Source organism: Streptomyces sp. LS1784, from assembly GCF_020103755.1.
In the GTDB taxonomy this organism is placed as follows: domain Bacteria; phylum Actinomycetota; class Actinomycetes; order Streptomycetales; family Streptomycetaceae; genus Kitasatospora.
Genome location: NZ_JAHSQD010000036.1, coordinates 15,068 through 31,103, shown reverse-complemented (window position 1 = coordinate 31,103; position 16,036 = coordinate 15,068). Strand labels below are relative to the sequence as shown.

13 protein-coding genes are annotated in these 16,036 nt (G+C 71.5%); 5 read left to right on the top strand and 8 right to left on the bottom strand.

What is annotated here, in order from left to right; all coding sequences use genetic code 11:
- Nucleotides 1-355: ADP-ribosylglycohydrolase family protein (locus tag KS423_RS07485; RefSeq protein WP_224276394.1), on the top strand; the 355-nt coding region annotated here is incomplete at its 5' end.
- Between the two features lie 42 nt (nucleotides 356-397).
- Here the strand turns inward: KS423_RS07485 and KS423_RS07480 are convergent.
- From KS423_RS07480 to KS423_RS07455, 6 genes are all read right to left on the bottom strand, one after another.
- Nucleotides 398-880 carry a hypothetical protein gene (locus KS423_RS07480; protein WP_374119913.1) on the bottom strand — a complete coding sequence of 161 codons (483 nt, stop codon included), beginning with the start codon at nucleotides 878-880 and terminating at the stop codon, nucleotides 398-400.
- Nucleotides 881-1,291: 411 nt separating this feature from the next.
- A complete protein-coding gene (locus tag KS423_RS07475; protein WP_224276390.1) occupies nucleotides 1,292-1,735 on the bottom strand; it encodes a protease inhibitor I42 family protein in 444 nt (147 codons plus the stop codon).
- 141 nt (nucleotides 1,736-1,876) lie between these two features.
- Nucleotides 1,877-3,775, bottom strand: a complete 1,899-nt coding sequence (locus KS423_RS07470; protein WP_224276389.1) for an Ig domain-containing protein — start codon at nucleotides 3,773-3,775, stop codon at nucleotides 1,877-1,879.
- A gap of 436 nt (nucleotides 3,776-4,211) precedes the next feature.
- Nucleotides 4,212-5,489 carry an esterase gene (locus KS423_RS07465; RefSeq protein WP_224276387.1) on the bottom strand — a complete coding sequence of 426 codons (1,278 nt, stop codon included), beginning with the start codon at nucleotides 5,487-5,489 and terminating at the stop codon, nucleotides 4,212-4,214.
- Nucleotides 5,490-5,609: 120 nt separating this feature from the next.
- A complete protein-coding gene (locus KS423_RS07460; RefSeq protein WP_224276385.1) occupies nucleotides 5,610-6,824 on the bottom strand; it encodes an acyl-CoA dehydrogenase family protein in 1,215 nt (404 codons plus the stop codon).
- Between the two features lie 6 nt (nucleotides 6,825-6,830).
- Entirely contained in the window at nucleotides 6,831-7,859 is a 1,029-nt protein-coding gene (locus KS423_RS07455; protein WP_224276383.1) for a phosphotransferase family protein, read from the bottom strand.
- 305 nt (nucleotides 7,860-8,164) lie between these two features.
- Between KS423_RS07455 and KS423_RS07450 the strand changes: the two genes are divergently transcribed.
- The 3 genes from KS423_RS07450 to KS423_RS07440 all read left to right on the top strand — a co-directional run bounded on the left by KS423_RS07450 (nucleotide 8,165) and on the right by KS423_RS07440 (nucleotide 11,248).
- Nucleotides 8,165-8,359, top strand: a complete 195-nt coding sequence (locus tag KS423_RS07450) for a hypothetical protein (RefSeq protein ID WP_224276381.1) — start codon at nucleotides 8,165-8,167, stop codon at nucleotides 8,357-8,359.
- 387 nt (nucleotides 8,360-8,746) lie between these two features.
- Nucleotides 8,747-9,976 (top strand): hypothetical protein, encoded by a 1,230-nt coding sequence (locus tag KS423_RS07445; RefSeq protein ID WP_224276379.1) that lies wholly within the window; start codon nucleotides 8,747-8,749, stop codon nucleotides 9,974-9,976.
- 303 nt (nucleotides 9,977-10,279) lie between these two features.
- A complete protein-coding gene (locus KS423_RS07440; RefSeq protein ID WP_224276377.1) occupies nucleotides 10,280-11,248 on the top strand; it encodes a hypothetical protein in 969 nt (322 codons plus the stop codon).
- Between the two features lie 232 nt (nucleotides 11,249-11,480).
- On the opposite strand, the gene KS423_RS07435 is transcribed toward KS423_RS07440, so the two are convergent.
- The gene (locus tag KS423_RS07435; RefSeq protein WP_224276375.1) at nucleotides 11,481-13,526 is read right to left on the bottom strand and encodes a transglycosylase domain-containing protein; all 2,046 of its coding nucleotides are present in this window, start codon (nucleotides 13,524-13,526) and stop codon (nucleotides 11,481-11,483) included.
- Nucleotides 13,527-13,777: 251 nt separating this feature from the next.
- Between KS423_RS07435 and KS423_RS07430 the strand changes: the two genes are divergently transcribed.
- The gene (locus KS423_RS07430; RefSeq protein ID WP_224276373.1) at nucleotides 13,778-14,893 is read left to right on the top strand and encodes a hypothetical protein; all 1,116 of its coding nucleotides are present in this window, start codon (nucleotides 13,778-13,780) and stop codon (nucleotides 14,891-14,893) included.
- 193 nt (nucleotides 14,894-15,086) lie between these two features.
- On the opposite strand, the gene KS423_RS07425 is transcribed toward KS423_RS07430, so the two are convergent.
- Nucleotides 15,087-15,986 (bottom strand): Gfo/Idh/MocA family protein, encoded by a 900-nt coding sequence (locus KS423_RS07425; protein WP_224276371.1) that lies wholly within the window; start codon nucleotides 15,984-15,986, stop codon nucleotides 15,087-15,089.
- Nucleotides 15,987-16,036: the final 50 nt, after the last annotated feature.

Below are 16,036 nucleotides of genomic sequence, written 5' to 3'. Positions count from 1 at the left end.
GGCCGAGGTCGCGGACCGCACCCCGCGGGGCGCGGTCCGCGACGGCGTGAGCCGGGCCGCCGACCTGCCCGCCGACACCGAGCCCTGGCGCGCGGCCGACCTGCTCGGCAACGGGCAGCGGATCCGGGCGAGCGACACCGTCCCGTTCGCGCTGTGGTCCGCCGCGCACCACCTGGGCAGCCTGACCGACGCCCTCTGGACCACCGCCGAGGGGCTCGGTGACGTGGACACCACCTGCGCGATCACCGGCGGAGTGGTCGCCGCCCGCACCGGCCTCGCGGACGTCCCGACGCAGTGGCTGGCCTGCCGCGAAGCCCTGCCCGCGTGGGTCGCCGAGGCCGAGGCCGAGGCATAGGCGCGCCCCTCGGGGGTCGGCGCCCGGCACCCGGGGTCGGCGTCAGTAGATGAGGATGTCCCAGTGGCTGCCCTCGTTGCAGTACAGGTTGCCCGATGCGGCCTTCCACTGCGGGTAACCGTCGCCCCGGTAGCCGACGTAGGTGAAGCTGTTCTGGATGTAGCTGTCGATGCAGGAACTGCGGGCGATGTCGACCTTGTAGCCGTTGTAGTGGCTGTAGGTGCCGGAGGCGTGGCCCACCTCGGTCCCGCCCGTGATGTTGATGGCACAGCCGCTGGCCTGCTTGAGGGTGATGATGGCACTCACCGTCCCCGAGTTGATCTGCTCGAACGAGGTGCAGGTGGAGTTGGACCTGGTGGTACAGCCCCCACTGGAACTCCACGTGATGCCGGCGCTACTGAACTGACTGGCGGCCGTCGACTGCGACAGCTTGGTACCGCTGGCGCCGGCCGTGGGCGCCGAGACGGCGAGGCCGGCCAGGGCCAGGGCGACGACGGTGGCTGCGGTGCGTGGCTTCATCTGCATCTCCCGGTGAGGATGACGTGCATCCGACTGGACCCCCGGATCCTGCCGCGCCTCGGCAGGAGGGCGGGAAGTCCGGCGCCGGGCCGACGGAACCGGCCCGGACGAAGGGGTCGTACGAAGTGCTGTGACGCGGCAGTGCTCCGGCGCGAGGGCCGACCGATCCGTCCGGCCCCACCGCCCGCGGTTCCAGGGAAACGAGGAGCGGGCTTCGAGAACCGGCATCGCACCATGATGACCTACCGCTGTCTATGCGGGTAGACCCCGGTCTGTGAATTTCGCATGACGGGGAGCGGCCTCCCGCGCGTCGAAACGCCTTCGACCGGCCGGTCGTGAAGCCGCCGACATCCACCCGCGTGCGACTGCCGAGGACGGAGGCCGACCCCGGCTCGGAGATCCGCCAGGGTCCGGGGCTCACCCGGAGACGTCGACAGTGACTTCGTAACCGCGCTGCTCGGGCGGGCAGTTGAGGGCCTCGCCGCAGCTGGTACGGGTCGCGGTGAGGCGGGCGGTGCCGGGGGCACGGGCGGTGAAGGAGGCGGTGACGGTGCCGCAGCCGCCGCCGGGGCGGCAGGACGGGGACGGGGCGGTGGTCGGGGCGCCGTCCGGGGTGACGACGTCGGGGGCGGAACTGGTCGCGGCGGACCAGTAGGTGCTGTGGAGGGCGAGCGTGACGGTCGTGCCGACGGCGGCCTTCACCGTGGTGTGGTCGGCGTGCTCGTCCACCGTGACCGTCGCCGGGCTCGGGGCGGCCGACGTGGCGGTGGGCGTCGACGGGCCCGTTCCGGTGGAGGCGCAGGCGGCCAGGGTGAGCAGGGCGGCGGCGAGTGCCGGGGCGGCGGGTCTTCTCGGGTTCACGGTGGTTCCTCTTGCCGTTGTTCCAGGGGTTCCGGTTCGACGCACCGGCGGCCGGTCCGGATCCCGCCGGACGGCACTCGGACCGGAAACGGCACCGGGGTGGGCGCTGGGCCCACCCCGGTGCGTTCGGCGAGGCGGTGGTCAGGAGACGGTCACGTCGTCGTAGTAGGTGTAGGTCGGGTCACCCGGGTAGTTGTCGTCGTGGTTGCTCAGGGTGAGGGTGTAGGAGTGGCCCGGGGTGACGGTCGCCGTCTTGTTGGTCCAGGTACCGGTGGTGGTGCAGGTCTTGGCCAGGACCGTGGTGGTCGTGCCGGTGGTGTTGTCCTTCAGGGTGGCGGTGGCCCAGTCGTAGGTGACGGTGTCGTCACAGGTGTTGCTGTACCAGAAGGACAGCTTGCTGGAGCCGGTCGGCGCGGTGAAGGTCTGGGCGATCGAGGAGTCCCCGGTCGGGCCGGTGGAGCCGACCATGGCACCGTAGCTGCCGCTGTGGGCGGCGGAGGTGGTGGCGGAGGTGCTGCCGACGGTGGTCCAGCCGGACAGGTTGCCGGTCTCCAGTCCGCCGTTGGTGACGGCGTTGCCGCCGCCCCCGCTGGTGGACTCGGTCCAGGTGAAGGTGGTGTTGCCGGCAGCGCCGGTGGTGTCGGTGGCGGTGACCGTGACGCTGGAGGTGCCGGCGGCGGTCGGGGTGCCGGAGATCAGGCCGGTCGAGGAGTTGATCGACAGGCCGGCCGGCAGGCCGGTGGCCGAGTAGCTCAGCGTCTGGCCGGTGGCCGAGTCGGTGGCGTTGATCTGCAGGCCGGCCGCCGTGCCGACGGTGCCGCTCTGGTTGCCCGGGTTGGTGACGGTGACCGTGTTGCCGTGGGTCAGGATGGCGTGCGAGATCGCGCAGGAGTTGGTGTCGTTGGACCAGCTGGCCTGCTCGGCGTAGCTGCCGAAGGACCCGAAGGAGACGTTGGCGGCGCCGCCGGTGCTGCCGGGCTGGATCCAGGCGCACTCGTCGGAGTTCTCCTGGCCGTTGTAGCTGCTGCCGGAGACGTGGTTGGTCCAGCCTCCGGCCGGGTTCTGGTCGGACATCATCTCGTGCCACTCGTGGCCGAGGGTCATCGTCCAGCCGTCCAGCGTGCCGGGCGAGTTGACGAAGCCGACGCCGCAGTTGGAGCCCGCGTCGATGTTGTACGGCTGGTTGGAGAAGGCGATGTCGCCGTAGGGCGAGCTCGCCGCACCGCCGGTGAGGGTGGTGTCACCGTTCCAGTCGTGCCAGGCGCAGTACCCGGTGGTGGGGTTCTGGTAGTCGTCCGGGTTGGTGCCGTGCGGCGACAGGACGATGTAGTACGCGTCCCGGTTGGCGGCGGCGGTGGTGTTGCCGAAGTGGCCGGCGGCCTTGACGGCCTCCTGGGCGAGCTGGTTGCCGCTGGCCTGGCTCGGCGAGGCGGCCGCGTTGTCGTACCAGACGCCGGACAGGACGCCGCCGCTCTGGTACGGGATGAAGTTGGCGTTGGACGGGCAGCTCACGGCACCGGTGGCGACGTTGGGGCCGTCGCACCACTGGGTCAGGTCGGCCGACCAGGTCTCGCCGTTGGTGCCGATGCCCTTGAACATCTGCTGGGTGGCACCGGCGGCACCGGCCGAGTCGTTGGAGAACTTCGCGTTGCCGTTGGCGTCGGTGGTCTGGGTGCCCCACTGGTTGCCGTAGAACACCAGGTAGACCTTGGAGTGCCCGCTCTGCACGCCGATGCCGTCGACGCCTCCGCCGTACGACAGCGTCTGCTGACCGGTCGCCGCGGCCTGGTTGTGGGCGGCGAGCCACTTCTTGTAGTTCTCGTGCTGGGACATGCCGGGGACCGCGCCGTGCCGGTAGGGGTGGCCGTTCTGCGGGCTCCAGGGGTTGAACTCGTTCGTGGTGCTGCCCTGCGAGCTGGAGATGCCCTGCGCGGAGGCCGGACCGGCCGCGCCGGCCAAGCCGGCGGCGGCGAGCGCGAGCGACGCTATTCCGGTGAGCGCCGCGTACCTCGCGCGTCCGGTCCTGGGGGAGTGACCCATGGGTGAGGGTGCCTCTCTTCTGCCGATCGCCCGCGGCCTCGGGGGGCCGGGAACGATCCCTTTGTGGGGAAGGGCCGGCGGCGGATTCCGTCGGGGCCGGTTCCGGTCGAATTCATTCGCACACCCGGAATTGACTGCCCGTCGGCCCTTTGCCGCCTGCGTGGCAAGAAGGAAAGCAGAGCTGATGAACACCGGTCAACGGCGCAGGGTAAGGAACGATTAAGAAGCGTGTCCAAGAAGGTCAAGCGGCGTTGATGAAATGGGATCAACGCGTGTAGTCATTCACTGAATACGATGGGGAATGCTGTTTCGGAATCCGCGACCGGCCCTTCGGTGAGGTCCCCTGACGGCAATTCACCGCCCGGGGGGACCTTCCGTCCTCGGCTCATCCGGAAGGGGTCGGCGCCGGGACTCCGCCCGCCGCCGCCCCGGTCCGCTAACGCTCGTACGCCACCTCGGGGAAGCGCGCCGACGGCCCGTCGAGCAGGTGGTCGTCCTGGCCGCGCAGGCAGCGGTCGAAGAAGGACGCCACGTAGGTGCGGGTGGCGAGTTCGGCGCGGCCGGGGCGGATGTCGCCGACGTCCTTGCGCAGCTGCTCGGCGCTGAGCACGCCCTGGCGGGCGAGTTGCGGCAGCAGCGGCTGGGCGTCGGTGTACGAGCCGTGGCGGGAGCCGGTGAGGGTGACGTCGGCGTGCCAGCCGGTGCTGTGCTGCCACAGGGCGTTCCAGCCGGGCTGGTTGCGGTAGCTGCCGGAGTCGTCGCTTCCGGTGCCCATCAGCAGGAACGGGCGGTTCAGGCCCTCCTCGGCGACGCTGGGCAGGAAGACGCCGGTGTGGCCGTCGGAGCCGGGGAAGTGCATCTGCCCGTCCATGTTGATCCCGGCCGCGATCCGCGGGTCGTCGTGCATGGTCTGGAGTGCGGTGAAGCCGCCCGCCGACTGGCCGACCATGCCGATCCGGCCGAGGTCGAGGGCTCCGGCCACCCCGGCGGGCAGGCCGGGCTGCCCGCCCAGCTCGGTGAGCCGGTCCAGTACGAAGCGGGTGTCGGCGACCCGGGTGTCCATCGCCTTGCGCAGTACCGCGCCGATGTCCAGGTCGGGCTGCCCGAGCATGCCGGGGAGCACCGAGGGGGCCAGGTCGCCGCCGGGGAAGGCGACTTCGGAGGCCTCGTAGGTGTGGTCGACGGTGACCACCACGTAGCCGCGCGAGGCGAGGTCCTCGACCAGCGCCGTTCCCCAGGTGCGCGGGTCGCCGAGGCCGGGCGAGTACAGCACGACCGGGCGCGGTCCGCCGGGCAGCGCCGGGGCGTCCTTGCGGGCGTGGGTGCGGATGGCCGACCAGTCGGTGCGGCCGGGCTCGGTGCCGTAGTTGAGCAGGCCGACGCCGTCCGGGCCGTCGAAGTGCCGCCCGGCGGCGGGCTCCATGTACGGGGCGCGGTCGTCGCCGACGGCCGGGTGGGAGGTCGGGTACCAGAGGCTGATCATCAGCTCACGCCGCTGCCCGGGGTGCCACGGGTCCTCCCGGTCGGCGTCGGTGAGGTGCAGCGCGGTGGTCCCGATCGGGTACGGCCCGCTGGGCTCCGGCAGCCAGGCCCGGGCCTGCCGTCCGGGGCCGGCGCCCCCCGTCACCGCGGCCGCTCCGGCCGCACCTGTCGTGCCCACTGCCGTCGCCGCCGCCAGCAGGACCGCCGCCACGGCCCGTCCCGGAATTCCCATGATGTCCCTCCGTGTTCCGATCGATCGGACACGCAGGACACTACGGTCGGGGACGGGCCGCGGCCGTCATACCAGGGGGCCAACCAGCCCCTGAATACCCGGGTATCACACCCTTACGGGTCAGCGCCGGTACTGCCGCAGTTCCCTCCGGGCCAGCGAGCGCTTGTGCACCTCGTCGGGGCCGTCGGCCAGCCGCAGGGTGCGGTTGCCGGCCCAGAGCTGGGCGAGCGGGGTGTCCTGGCTGACGCCGGCCGCGCCGTGCGCCTGGACGGCCTTGTCGAGGATCCACTCGACGGTGCGCGGAGTGGCGATCTTGATCGCCTGGATCTCGGTGTGCGCACCGCGGTTGCCGACGGTGTCCATCAGCCAGGCCGTCTTCAGCACCAGCAGCCGCAACTGCTCGATGCGGACCCGGGATTCGGCGATCCAGTCCTGCACCACGCCCTGCTCGGCCAGCGGCTTCCCGAACGCCACCCGCTCGTTGGCCCGGCGGCACATCAGCTCCAGCGCCCGTTCGGCGATGCCGATGGCGCGCATGCAGTGGTGGATGCGGCCGGGGCCGAGCCGGGCCTGGGCGATGGCGAAGCCCGCGCCCTCCTCCCCGATCAGGTTCTCCACCGGGACGCGGACGTCCTCGAACAGCACCTCGGCGTGGCCGCCGTGGTCGGCGTCGTCGTACCCGAAGACCGTCATGCCGCGCTTCACGGTCACGCCCGGGGTGTCGCGCGGGACGAGCAGCATGCTCTGCTGCCGGTGCGGTTCGGCGGCCGGGTCGGTCTTGCCCATCACGATGAGGATCCGGCAGGCGGGGTTCATCGCCCCGGTGATGTACCACTTGCGGCCATTGACGACGTACTCGTCGCCGTCCCGCTCGATCCGGGTGGCGATGTTGGTCGCGTCCGAGGAGGCCACCTCGGGCTCGGTCATCGCGAAGGCCGAGCGGATCTCGCCGTCCAGGAGCGGGCGCAGCCAGCGCTCGCGCTGCTCGGCGCTGCCGAACTGGGCGAGCAGCTCCATGTTGCCGGTGTCGGGCGCGGCGCAGTTGAGCGCGGGCGGGGCCAACTGGATGCTGCGGCCGGTGATTTCGGCAAGCGGGGCGTACTGGAGGTTGGTGAGGCCGGCGCCGAGCTCGCCGGGCAGGAAGAGGTTCCACAGGTTCTGCTTGCGGGCCTCGGCCTGGAGCTCGGCGACGACCGGGGGGATGGCCCAGGGATCGCGGTCCCGGTCGGCGAGTTGGGCGGCGAGGACGGGCTCGGCGGGGTGAACGTGCTCGTCCATGAAGGCGAGCAGCTGCTCGCGGAGCTCGTTCGTCCGGGCGTCGTAGGCGAAGTCCATCGGTGTTCAGTTCTCCTTGAGGGTGCTCAGGCCGTGCCGGGCGAGGATCGGCGCCATCTCGGCGGCGCGCTCGAAGCCGGCGCCCAGGGTGCGGCCCTGCCGGAAGCGGAAGTGGATGCCCTCGGCGACGGCGGCGAGCTTGAACGAGGCGAAGGCGACGTACCAGTCGAGGTCCTCCGCCCGGCGGCCGGTCGCGTCGGCGTAGGAGGAGACGATCTCGTCGGGCTTCGGGAAGCCGGGGGCGGTCATGGCGGAGGGGATGATGCCGCCGCCGACGCCCGCGAGTTCGGTGTACATCACCAGCAGACCGACGTCGGTGAGCGGGTCGCCGAGGGTGGACATCTCCCAGTCCAGGACGGCGGCGATGGTGTCGCCCTCGTCGACCAGGACGTTGTCGAGCCGGTAGTCGCCGTGCACCAGCGCGGGTGCGGGGGACACGGGCAGCCGCCGGCCGAGCAGGTCGTGCAGCCGGTCCAGGTCCGGCAGGTCGCGGCTGCGGGAGGCGGCGAGCTGCTTGGACCAGCGGCGCAGCTGGCGCTCCAGGTAGCCGTCCGGATGCCCGAAGTCGGCGAGGCCGACGGCGGCGGGGTCGATCCGGTGCAGGCCGGCGAGGGTGTCGACCAGGCGCTGTCCGAGTGCGCGCACCCGCTGCTCGCCGAGGGCGGCCAGTGGGGCGGCGTCCCGGTGTGCGGTGCCCTGGACGTACTCCATGAGGTACCAGGGCGCGCCGAGGGTGTCGGTGTCCGTGTCGAGCAGAAGGGTGCGGGGTACGGGGACGCCGGTGTCGCGCAGCGCGGTCATCACGCGGTACTCGCGGCCCATGTCGTGCGCGGTGGCGAGGACGTGTCCGAGCGGCGGGCGCCGGAGGACCCAGCGGGAGGCGCCGTCGCTCAGCGCGTACGTGAGGTTCGAGCGGCCGCCCTCGATGAGGTCGGCCCGCAGCGGCCCATGGACGGTCCCGGGCAGCTCGCGCTCCAGGTGGGACCGGAGGCGGGTCAGGTCCAGGCCGGGCGGGTCTACGGGGGTCTCGGCCATCGGGCGGCTCCTCGGTCGGGGAAGCGGATCATTGACTAAGCGCTTGCTTAGCATTCAACCGCAGGAGGCCCCTGTCAATGCCGCGAGCCCCCGCGCCGCACGGCTCGGGGGTTCGTTCGGGGCATGTCGCGAATGGGGGCCGCGGTCGCCGGTCAGGGCTGCGGTCCAGCCGAACCGCCGACCTGACGTATCAGGCCGAACTGCCGGCCGAGCAGCCCGAGTCGAGTTCCGTCGTGAGGGGTCTTTCTACCGATAGCCGATCGGCCGGCCAAAGGCCGTCCGGCTTCGATCAGGTGCAGGAAATCGTGATCGAGTACAGCGATGAACTGAGCTTCGACCAGCTCATGGGCGGCATCTATTCCGCGATCCCCGCGGACAAGCTGCCCGAGTCGAAGAGCCGGCCGGCATTCGCCGAGTACGTTCAGCAGTCGCTGCCCGCCGGTCAGTCCTCTTTCACGGAACAGGTCAAGGTCTCCGTAGTTGTGGGCCGGGTCGGGTAGCCCGCCATCGACGGACAGCGTGGCGCAGTGGTTCAGGGGCCGGGAACCGGCCCCCGCTCACAGGCCCGGCGCTCTTCCCGGTCCATGACCGGCCCTCCCCGCGTGACGCCACCCGGTCCCTCCGAACGGGTCGGGCGGTTCCACACCCTCGCGACCGCCGAGGCCTTCCACCGGAGCCTCCGTTCCACGCCAGCTGCCTTGCAGCATAGGGGAGTTGCTCGGCGACCCCTCCCCCGCCGCAGCCGCACCGGCCCCGCCTCGACAGAGGTCGATCAAAAGTGTTCTGATGATCACATCCATCGATCATCTTCTGAACACCGCCTGATCGAACATCAGAGAAATGGGGGTCCGGTGCGGACTGCTCGCGGCTCGGCCATCCTGCTGGCAATGGGGGTCCTCGGGGCCTCCGCCCTGGCGACGGGATGTTCCGGCACGCAGAGCAGACCCACGGCCACCACCGGCACCACCCCGGCCGGCCCCGCCCCGAGCACCACCACCGAGGCCCCCGCCCCGCCACCACCCGTTCCCACCCCCACCCCCACCTGGGACGGCCAGGTCAAGGTGCTCGGCGACGGGTCCACCTCCTATACCGGCCCGCAGCCCAAGCAGTCCATGCCCGAGAAGCTCAAGCCCGGCGAGAAGCCGCCGCAGTTCGTCGTCTTCTCCTGGGACGGCGCCCTGGAGGGCGACGAGCGCATGTTCTCCCGCTTCCGCAAGCTCGGCGTGGAGAACAACGCCCAGATGACCTTCTTCCTCTCCGGCCTCTACGTCCTCCCCAAGTCCAAGAGCACGCTCTACAAGCCGCCGCAGCACAAGCCCGGCGACGCCTCCATCGACTACGCCACCGACCCCCACATCAAGGACACCCTGGAGCAGCTGCGCCTCGCCTGGCTGGACGGCAACGAGATCGGCACCCACTTCAACGGGCACTTCTGCGGCGCCAAGGGCGGCGGCGACTGGAGCACCGAGGAGTGGAAGAGCGAGCTCGACCAGTCCATCTCCTTCGTCACCAACTGGAAGACCAACACCGGCTTCAAGGAGCTCCCGCCGCTCCCCTTCGACTACACCAAGGAGCTGGTCGGCGGCCGCGCCCCCTGCCTGGAGGGCCAGAAGAACCTGCTGGCGGCCGAGAAGGCGACGGGTTTCCGCTACGACGCCAGCTCCCCGGGCGAGTTCCAGGTCTGGCCGGTGAAGAAGGAGGGCATCTGGAACTTCCCGCTGCAGATGCTCCCCTACCCCGGCAGGTCGACCCAGAGCCTCTCGATGGACTTCAACTTCCTGGCCAACCAGTCCGGGAACACCACCAACGGCGACCCCAAGAAGTACGACACCTGGGAGAAGGAGACCCGCGACAGCTACCTGGCCGGCTTCGAACGCGTCTACAACGGCAGCCGCGCCCCGCTCTTCATCGGCAACCACTTCGAGTCCTGGAACGGCGGCATCTACATGCAGGCCGTCGAGGACGTGATGAAGAACGTCTGCAAGCGGGAGGGCGTCCGCTGCGTCTCCTTCCGCCAGGTCGCCGACTGGCTCGACGCCCAGGACCCGAAGGTCCTCGACCAGCTCCGCCAACTCGACCCCGCCCAGCCGGCCGACTGGTCCCGCCTGGTCAGGTGACCGGGCGGGACCGCCGTGATCGCAGCCCTCTGCGGGCCCCGGAGGCCGTCCGGATCGGGGCGCGCCACCGGGGTACGCGAGGCCGAGCCGGATGCGCAGGCACACGGCCTGACACCGCTGGTTCCACGGGAGAACCGAGGTGCTCAAGCGCCGGATCCTCGGCCACGCCACCGTTGTTTCCGCTTCACTCAAATTGCTTCACGTGACAGGGCGGGCCCTGTCAGGGTCGGTTGCCGGAAAGTTCATTCCTTGTGAGGAAGGGCGGATCCCTTGTTCAACCGACGTAAAGGAAGCGTGCTCGCCGTGGCGGCGATCACGGCGGCACTCGGTCTCGTGCCGGTCGGCACCGCTCAGGCTGCGTCCTGTCAATGGCAGAAGACGGCGTGGGAGCTGCCGTCCACCGCGACCAGCGGCACACTGTACGCAAGCGACGGCGGCCGGTACGGAGTCGGCATCACCGGAACGCTGTCCACCAGCTGGCCCTACGGCTACAAGGAGAAGCGCGGGACGCTGTGGGACAACGGAAAGGTCGTGCTGCAGCTCCCCGCGGACGGCCCCCACGTGTCGGATGTCAACTCGGCCGGCCTGATCGTGGGCGACGACATCGTCAACAACAAGTTCACGGCCGTGACGGTGAGCCCCACCGGGACGACGACGGCGCTGCCGTCCAACCCGACCTGGGGCGGCTCGTCGGCCAGCGTGATCAACAACGCCGGTGACATCGCCGGGACCGCCTCGGTCGGAACGAAGAACATCCTGGTGGTGTGGCCGGCGAGCGCACCGGGAACGTACCGCGAACTGTCCCTCCCCGCGGCCGGCACCCTCGTCCCCACCGACATCGACGAGCAGGGCCGGATCGTCGGGTACACCGGCACGGGTGGCTTCGTCACGGACACCAACGGTCAGTGGCACACGCTCGCCGCACAGGGCTCCGGCGCCACGGGCACTCCGTCGGCGATCCGGGACGGGCGCATCGTCGGCAGCGTGAACAGCAGCACGAGCTACGCCGCGGCCGAGTGGAACGCTCAGGGTTCGCTGGTCCGGACCATCAGCAACGGTGCCATCGAGTCAACGGCCATCGGCGGTAACGGAACCGTGGGCGGCAAGGCGTACGCCGGCGCGACCGCACGGCCCGTCCTGTGGCGTAACGGCGTGGTCGCGGACTCGTTGTCCGCGGTCTCGGACACCTTCTCGATCGAGGCGATCAGCACCGACGAGAAGACTCTCATCGGGAACGACACCTCCCGACCCGCGAAGTACACCTGCTCCTGACGCCACGAAGCCTGCGGCCTCCCTGCCGGGCCCCAGGTCCACCCCGGCACCTTGTCGGGTCGGACACACAGGTGACGGCAGGTGACGCAGCCGGCTGTCGCCGGTGAGCTCCCGCAGGCCCACGATGCGGGCCTGCGGGAAGGCGGGCGACCGCGACGACACCGCTTGCACCGAATGGCGCGGAGAGCGCTGCCGCGGGGACCGTGGTCCACGGCCCCCGCGGCCGGTCGGCCTACCGTGCGCCCGTGGACTTCATGTACGTGGTCCAGATCCTGGTCGGCAGGGCGGCGTCCGAGGTGTCCGGGGCGGCGCCGCCCAGGCCTTCGAGGGAGAGCAACTTCATGTCCTTCAGGTCCGCACGGAAGACGGTGACCGCCGTCGACAGCTGCCCGTTGTAGCCGACGCACCACCCTGCCGTGCGGTCCGCGGTGGTGCCGGGTTTGGCCGCCAGGCCCGGCCCCGCCTCCGCCACGGACTTGGCGGCTCCGTCGCGGACCGAGCCCTTGAGCGCCGCGTCCACCTCGCCCGCGACCGCCGGGGTCAGTGCCTGGACGGCGGTCGGCAGGCTCAGCGGGAGCTGGACGCCGTTGCGGGAGATCGCGAGCACCGAGTACGGGTCGGTGTGGCTGCCGCCCGCCGCGAAGGCGGCGTACGCGTCGGCGGTGCGGAGGGCGCTGGGGGTGGAGTTCCCGACGCCGAGGGCCGGGACGAGTTCGCCCAGGCTGTTGGGGAGCAGGCCGAGGTCGGTGGCGGTCTTCTGCACCCGGTCCAGGCCCACGTCCATGCCGAGCTGCATCAGCGGCCCGTTGACGGACTGCTCGACCGCATTCCGCAGGGTGATCGTGCCCCAGTTCCGCTTGCCGTCGTTGGCGGTCTTGACGATCTTTCCGTCCCGTCCCCAGTACGGCCCTTCCGGAGTCATCACGTTCACCCCGTCGTCGCCGTTGTAGGTGCTGGTGGGGGTCACCGGGGTGCGGGTGCCGCCCCGCTGGCGCTGCGCTCCCTGACTGAGCCCGGCGGCGTACACCACCGGCGTGAAGGCCGAACCGATCGGCACGGTCGAGGTGTTGGCGTTGTTGAAGCCCTGCTTCAGATAGTCGGGACCGCCGTAGAGCGCGACGACCCGGCCGTCCGGGGCCACCGAGGCGGCGCCGACCTTCAGGAGCCTGTCGGCCTCCCGGTTGTCCGGGTCGATCCCCACGGTGCCCGACTGCACGGCGGCGGCCAGGGCGTCGACCTTCGGCTTCTCGAAGGTGGTGCGGATCTGGTGGCCGCCGAGGTCGAACTGGGCCGGGGTGATGTCGCTGTGGCTCTCCACGTAGGTGCGGGCCATGTCCACCAGGTACCCGATCTGGCCGCTCAGCCCCGCCGACTTCGGCTGCGGCCTGGGTTCGGGGAACACCGTGTACCGGGCGCGCTCGGCGGCGGACAGCTTGCCCACCTCCACCATCCTGTCCAGGATCCAGGACCAGCGCTCCTCGGCCCGTTCCCGGTTCGCCGCGCTGACCGCCGGGTCGTACTGCCCGGCGCCCTTCAACAGGGCGGCCAGGAAGGCGCCTTCACTCGGGTCGAGTTGGGAGACGGGCTTGCCGTAGTAGGCGGCGGCGGCACGCTCGATGCCGTAGCTGCCGCGCCCGAACCAGCTGGTGTTCAGGTAGCCCGCCAGGATGTCCTGCTTGCTCATCCGGTCGTCCAGCTTGATCGCGATGACGATCTCGCTGAGTTTGCGGGACATGTCCTGGCGCTGGTTCAGGTAGATGTTCTTGACGTACTGCTGGGTGATGGTGGAACCGCCCTGGGTGTCACCGCCCGTGACCATCTCGACGACGGCACGGCCGATGCCGGTCACGGAGATGCCCGGGTCGGTGTAGAAGGTCTCGTTCTCGGCGGCCAGCACCGCCCACTGCACCGGCTCCGGCACCTGGCCGAGCGGCACCTCCTGCCGGTTGGTCGGGCCGATCCGCGCCATCTCGGTGCCGTCCGCCCAGTAGTAGACGTTGTTCTGCTGGGTGGCGAAGGAGTTGAGGTCCTCCGGGACGGCGGTGTTCACGTAGAACCAGACCAGCCAGCCCGTCAGCGCCGCCGCGCCGGTCCCGGCCACCAGCAGCAGCTGCCGCCAGGACGGGAGCCAGCGGCGGACCCCGCGCCGCCCGCCGCGCGGGTAGTCGACCCGCAGGGACGGGCGCCGTCCTCGTAACGGCCTGCCGCGCGGTGGGAACCGCCACCGTCGGCGCCCGGACTTCTCCTCCTCGGCCCCGCCGTCTTGCTGCGCACGCACCGTCCGGTCTCCGATTCGCTCGTGGGACTGATCCTCCGTACACATAGACGCCCGAGGAACATCAGTACGTACGCCTGGTCATGGTGTGATCATGGTCATACTCCGGACGACGGACGGACGACGGACGGACGACGGACCGGCCCCGAACGGCTCGGCGGACGGCTCGCGGACGGCCGACCGAAAGCCGCCGACCGGCCCGCGGCAGCGGGACCCGGCCCGCGGCAGCCCCGGCGGCCCGTCAGAATGGCGCCATGAGGATGATCCAGACCGCGCTCGGCGCGCTGCTGCTCCTGCTGGTCGTCGGCAGCGTCCTGCGCACGCTGGTCGTTCCGCGCGGGCTCTACTCGGCGCTGGTGATGCGGCTCTGGCGGGTGCTGCGCGGGCTGCTGCGGCTGTCCGCAATGCCGGCCGGCGGCTACCACGCGCAGGACCGGGCGCTCACCTGGCTGGCGCCGCTGGTGCTGCTGGGCATGCTCGGGGTGTGGCTCGGCGGGATGCTGATCGCCTACACCCTGCTGCTGCACGGCACCTCCGACCTCAGCTGGTCGGTGTCCGTGCGTGAGGCCGGGTCCAGCCTGTTCACCCTCGGCTTCGCCAGCGGCGAGCGGCTCCAGCTCTCCGCGATCGACTTCATGGCCGCCGCCAGCGGCCCGCTGATCATCGCCCTCCAGATCTCCTACCTGCCGACCCTCTACGCCGCCTACCAGCGCCGCGAGACCGAGGTGACGCTGCTCCAGTCCCGGGCCGGCGAGCCCGCCTGGGGCCCCGAGCTGCTGGCCCGCCAGTCCCTGGTGGACACCGAGACGGCGCTCCCCCAGCTCTACCGGGACTGGGAGCGGCTGGCCGCCGACATCGGCGAGAGCCACTCCAACTACCCGGTGCTGCTCTCCTTCCGCTCCCCCCAGCCCAACCGCAGCTGGGTGGTCGGGCTGATCGCCGTGATGGACGCCGCCGCCCTGCACCTGGCACTCTGCCCGCGCTCGGCCCCGCCCGAGGCCCGGCTGGTGATCCGGGCCGGCTTCACCGCGATGCGTGACATCGCCCGCTCGCTGCGGATCCACTTCGACCCGGACCCGGACCCGGACCTCCCGATCCGGCTGACCTACGCCGAGTACCTGGGCGCCGTCGCGATGATCACCGCGGCCGGCTTCCCGCGCGAGCGCCCGGCCGAGGACGCCTGGGCGCACTTCCACGGCTGGCGGGTCAACTACGAGGCACTGGCGTACGAACTGGCCCGCCGCAGCGACGCCGTCCCGGCGCTGTGGACCGGCCCGCGCGACTTCCGTGCCCCGGTCATCCCGCCGGCCCGCCCCACCGACCGCCGCCCGGCCTCGACCCTGCCGCCGCTGCCGCCGGGCGCGCCCTGACGGACGGCTTCCGCCGACGGCGGCGGGTGCCGCACGATCGGACGGTGCTGGTCACGCCGGAGAAGACCGTGAGGTCCCCGGGGAGCCCGCTGCCGACCCGGGTCAGGACGGGCGCGAGCAGGACGGCCGCGAGGAGGTCGCGCTCCGTCCCCACCGGCTCTGAGCCCTCCCCGGGCCCCGCCGGGTCATCCGCTCAGACCTCCACCGGTCCGCCGCTCGCCAGCGAGCGCTCGGCGCCGACCAGGATCTCCACCACCCGCAGCCCGAAGTCCGCCCCGCAGGGATGCGGCTCGCCGGAGGCCGCCGAGGCCTGGAGGGCGTCCAGTGCCCGGTGCAGCGCCGCGACCGGGCCCTCGCCGCGCTCGGGCAGCTGCACCACGCCGTGCTCGCCGCGCAGCTCCATGCCCGTCCCGCCCGCCGCGAGCGGCGCGGTCAGGCTGAGGGCGAGCGTGCTGGAGGCGCCGCCTGCGTGCCGGACCACCAGGTGCACGGTGTCCAGCGGGCCGGCCACCGCCGTCACCTGCGTCGCGTCGCCCAGCACCGGCAGCAGCACGGACAGCGCGTGCGGGCCGACGTCCCACAGCGCGCCCTTCTCCAGGCGCCACGGCGAGGCCGCGTACGGGCTGGTGCTGCCGGGCGCGAACACCGAACCGAGCCAGTCCGAGCGCCCGGTGAACCAGCCGCCGAGCTGCGCCTGCCGCTCGATCCACGGGATCTGCGTACCGCCGAAGCGCACGGTGAAGAAGACCACCGAGGCGACCTTGTGCTCGCGCACCGCCTCGGCCACCGCCTTGGCGTCCGGCACGGTCAGCGCGACCGGCTTGTCCAGCAGCAGGTGGCAGCCGGCCTCGGCGGCCCGCACCGCGAGACCCGCCTGCACGGTCGGGGGCAGCGCGATGGAGACCGCGTCCACCTCGGCCAGCAGCCGGTCGAGGTCCGCGTACCCGGGCACGCCGTGCGCGGCGCCCAGCGCCTCGGCCGCCTCCGGACGTCGGCCCCAGACGCCGGTGAACTCCAGCCCGGGGTGCTCGGCCAGGACGGGCGCGTGCACCCGCTCCGCCCAGGGGCCGGTTCCCAGCAGTCCGATCCGCACGGTGTCTCCGTTCCTTCGTGTTCCGTGTGTTCCGTCGCCGCCGCGATGTT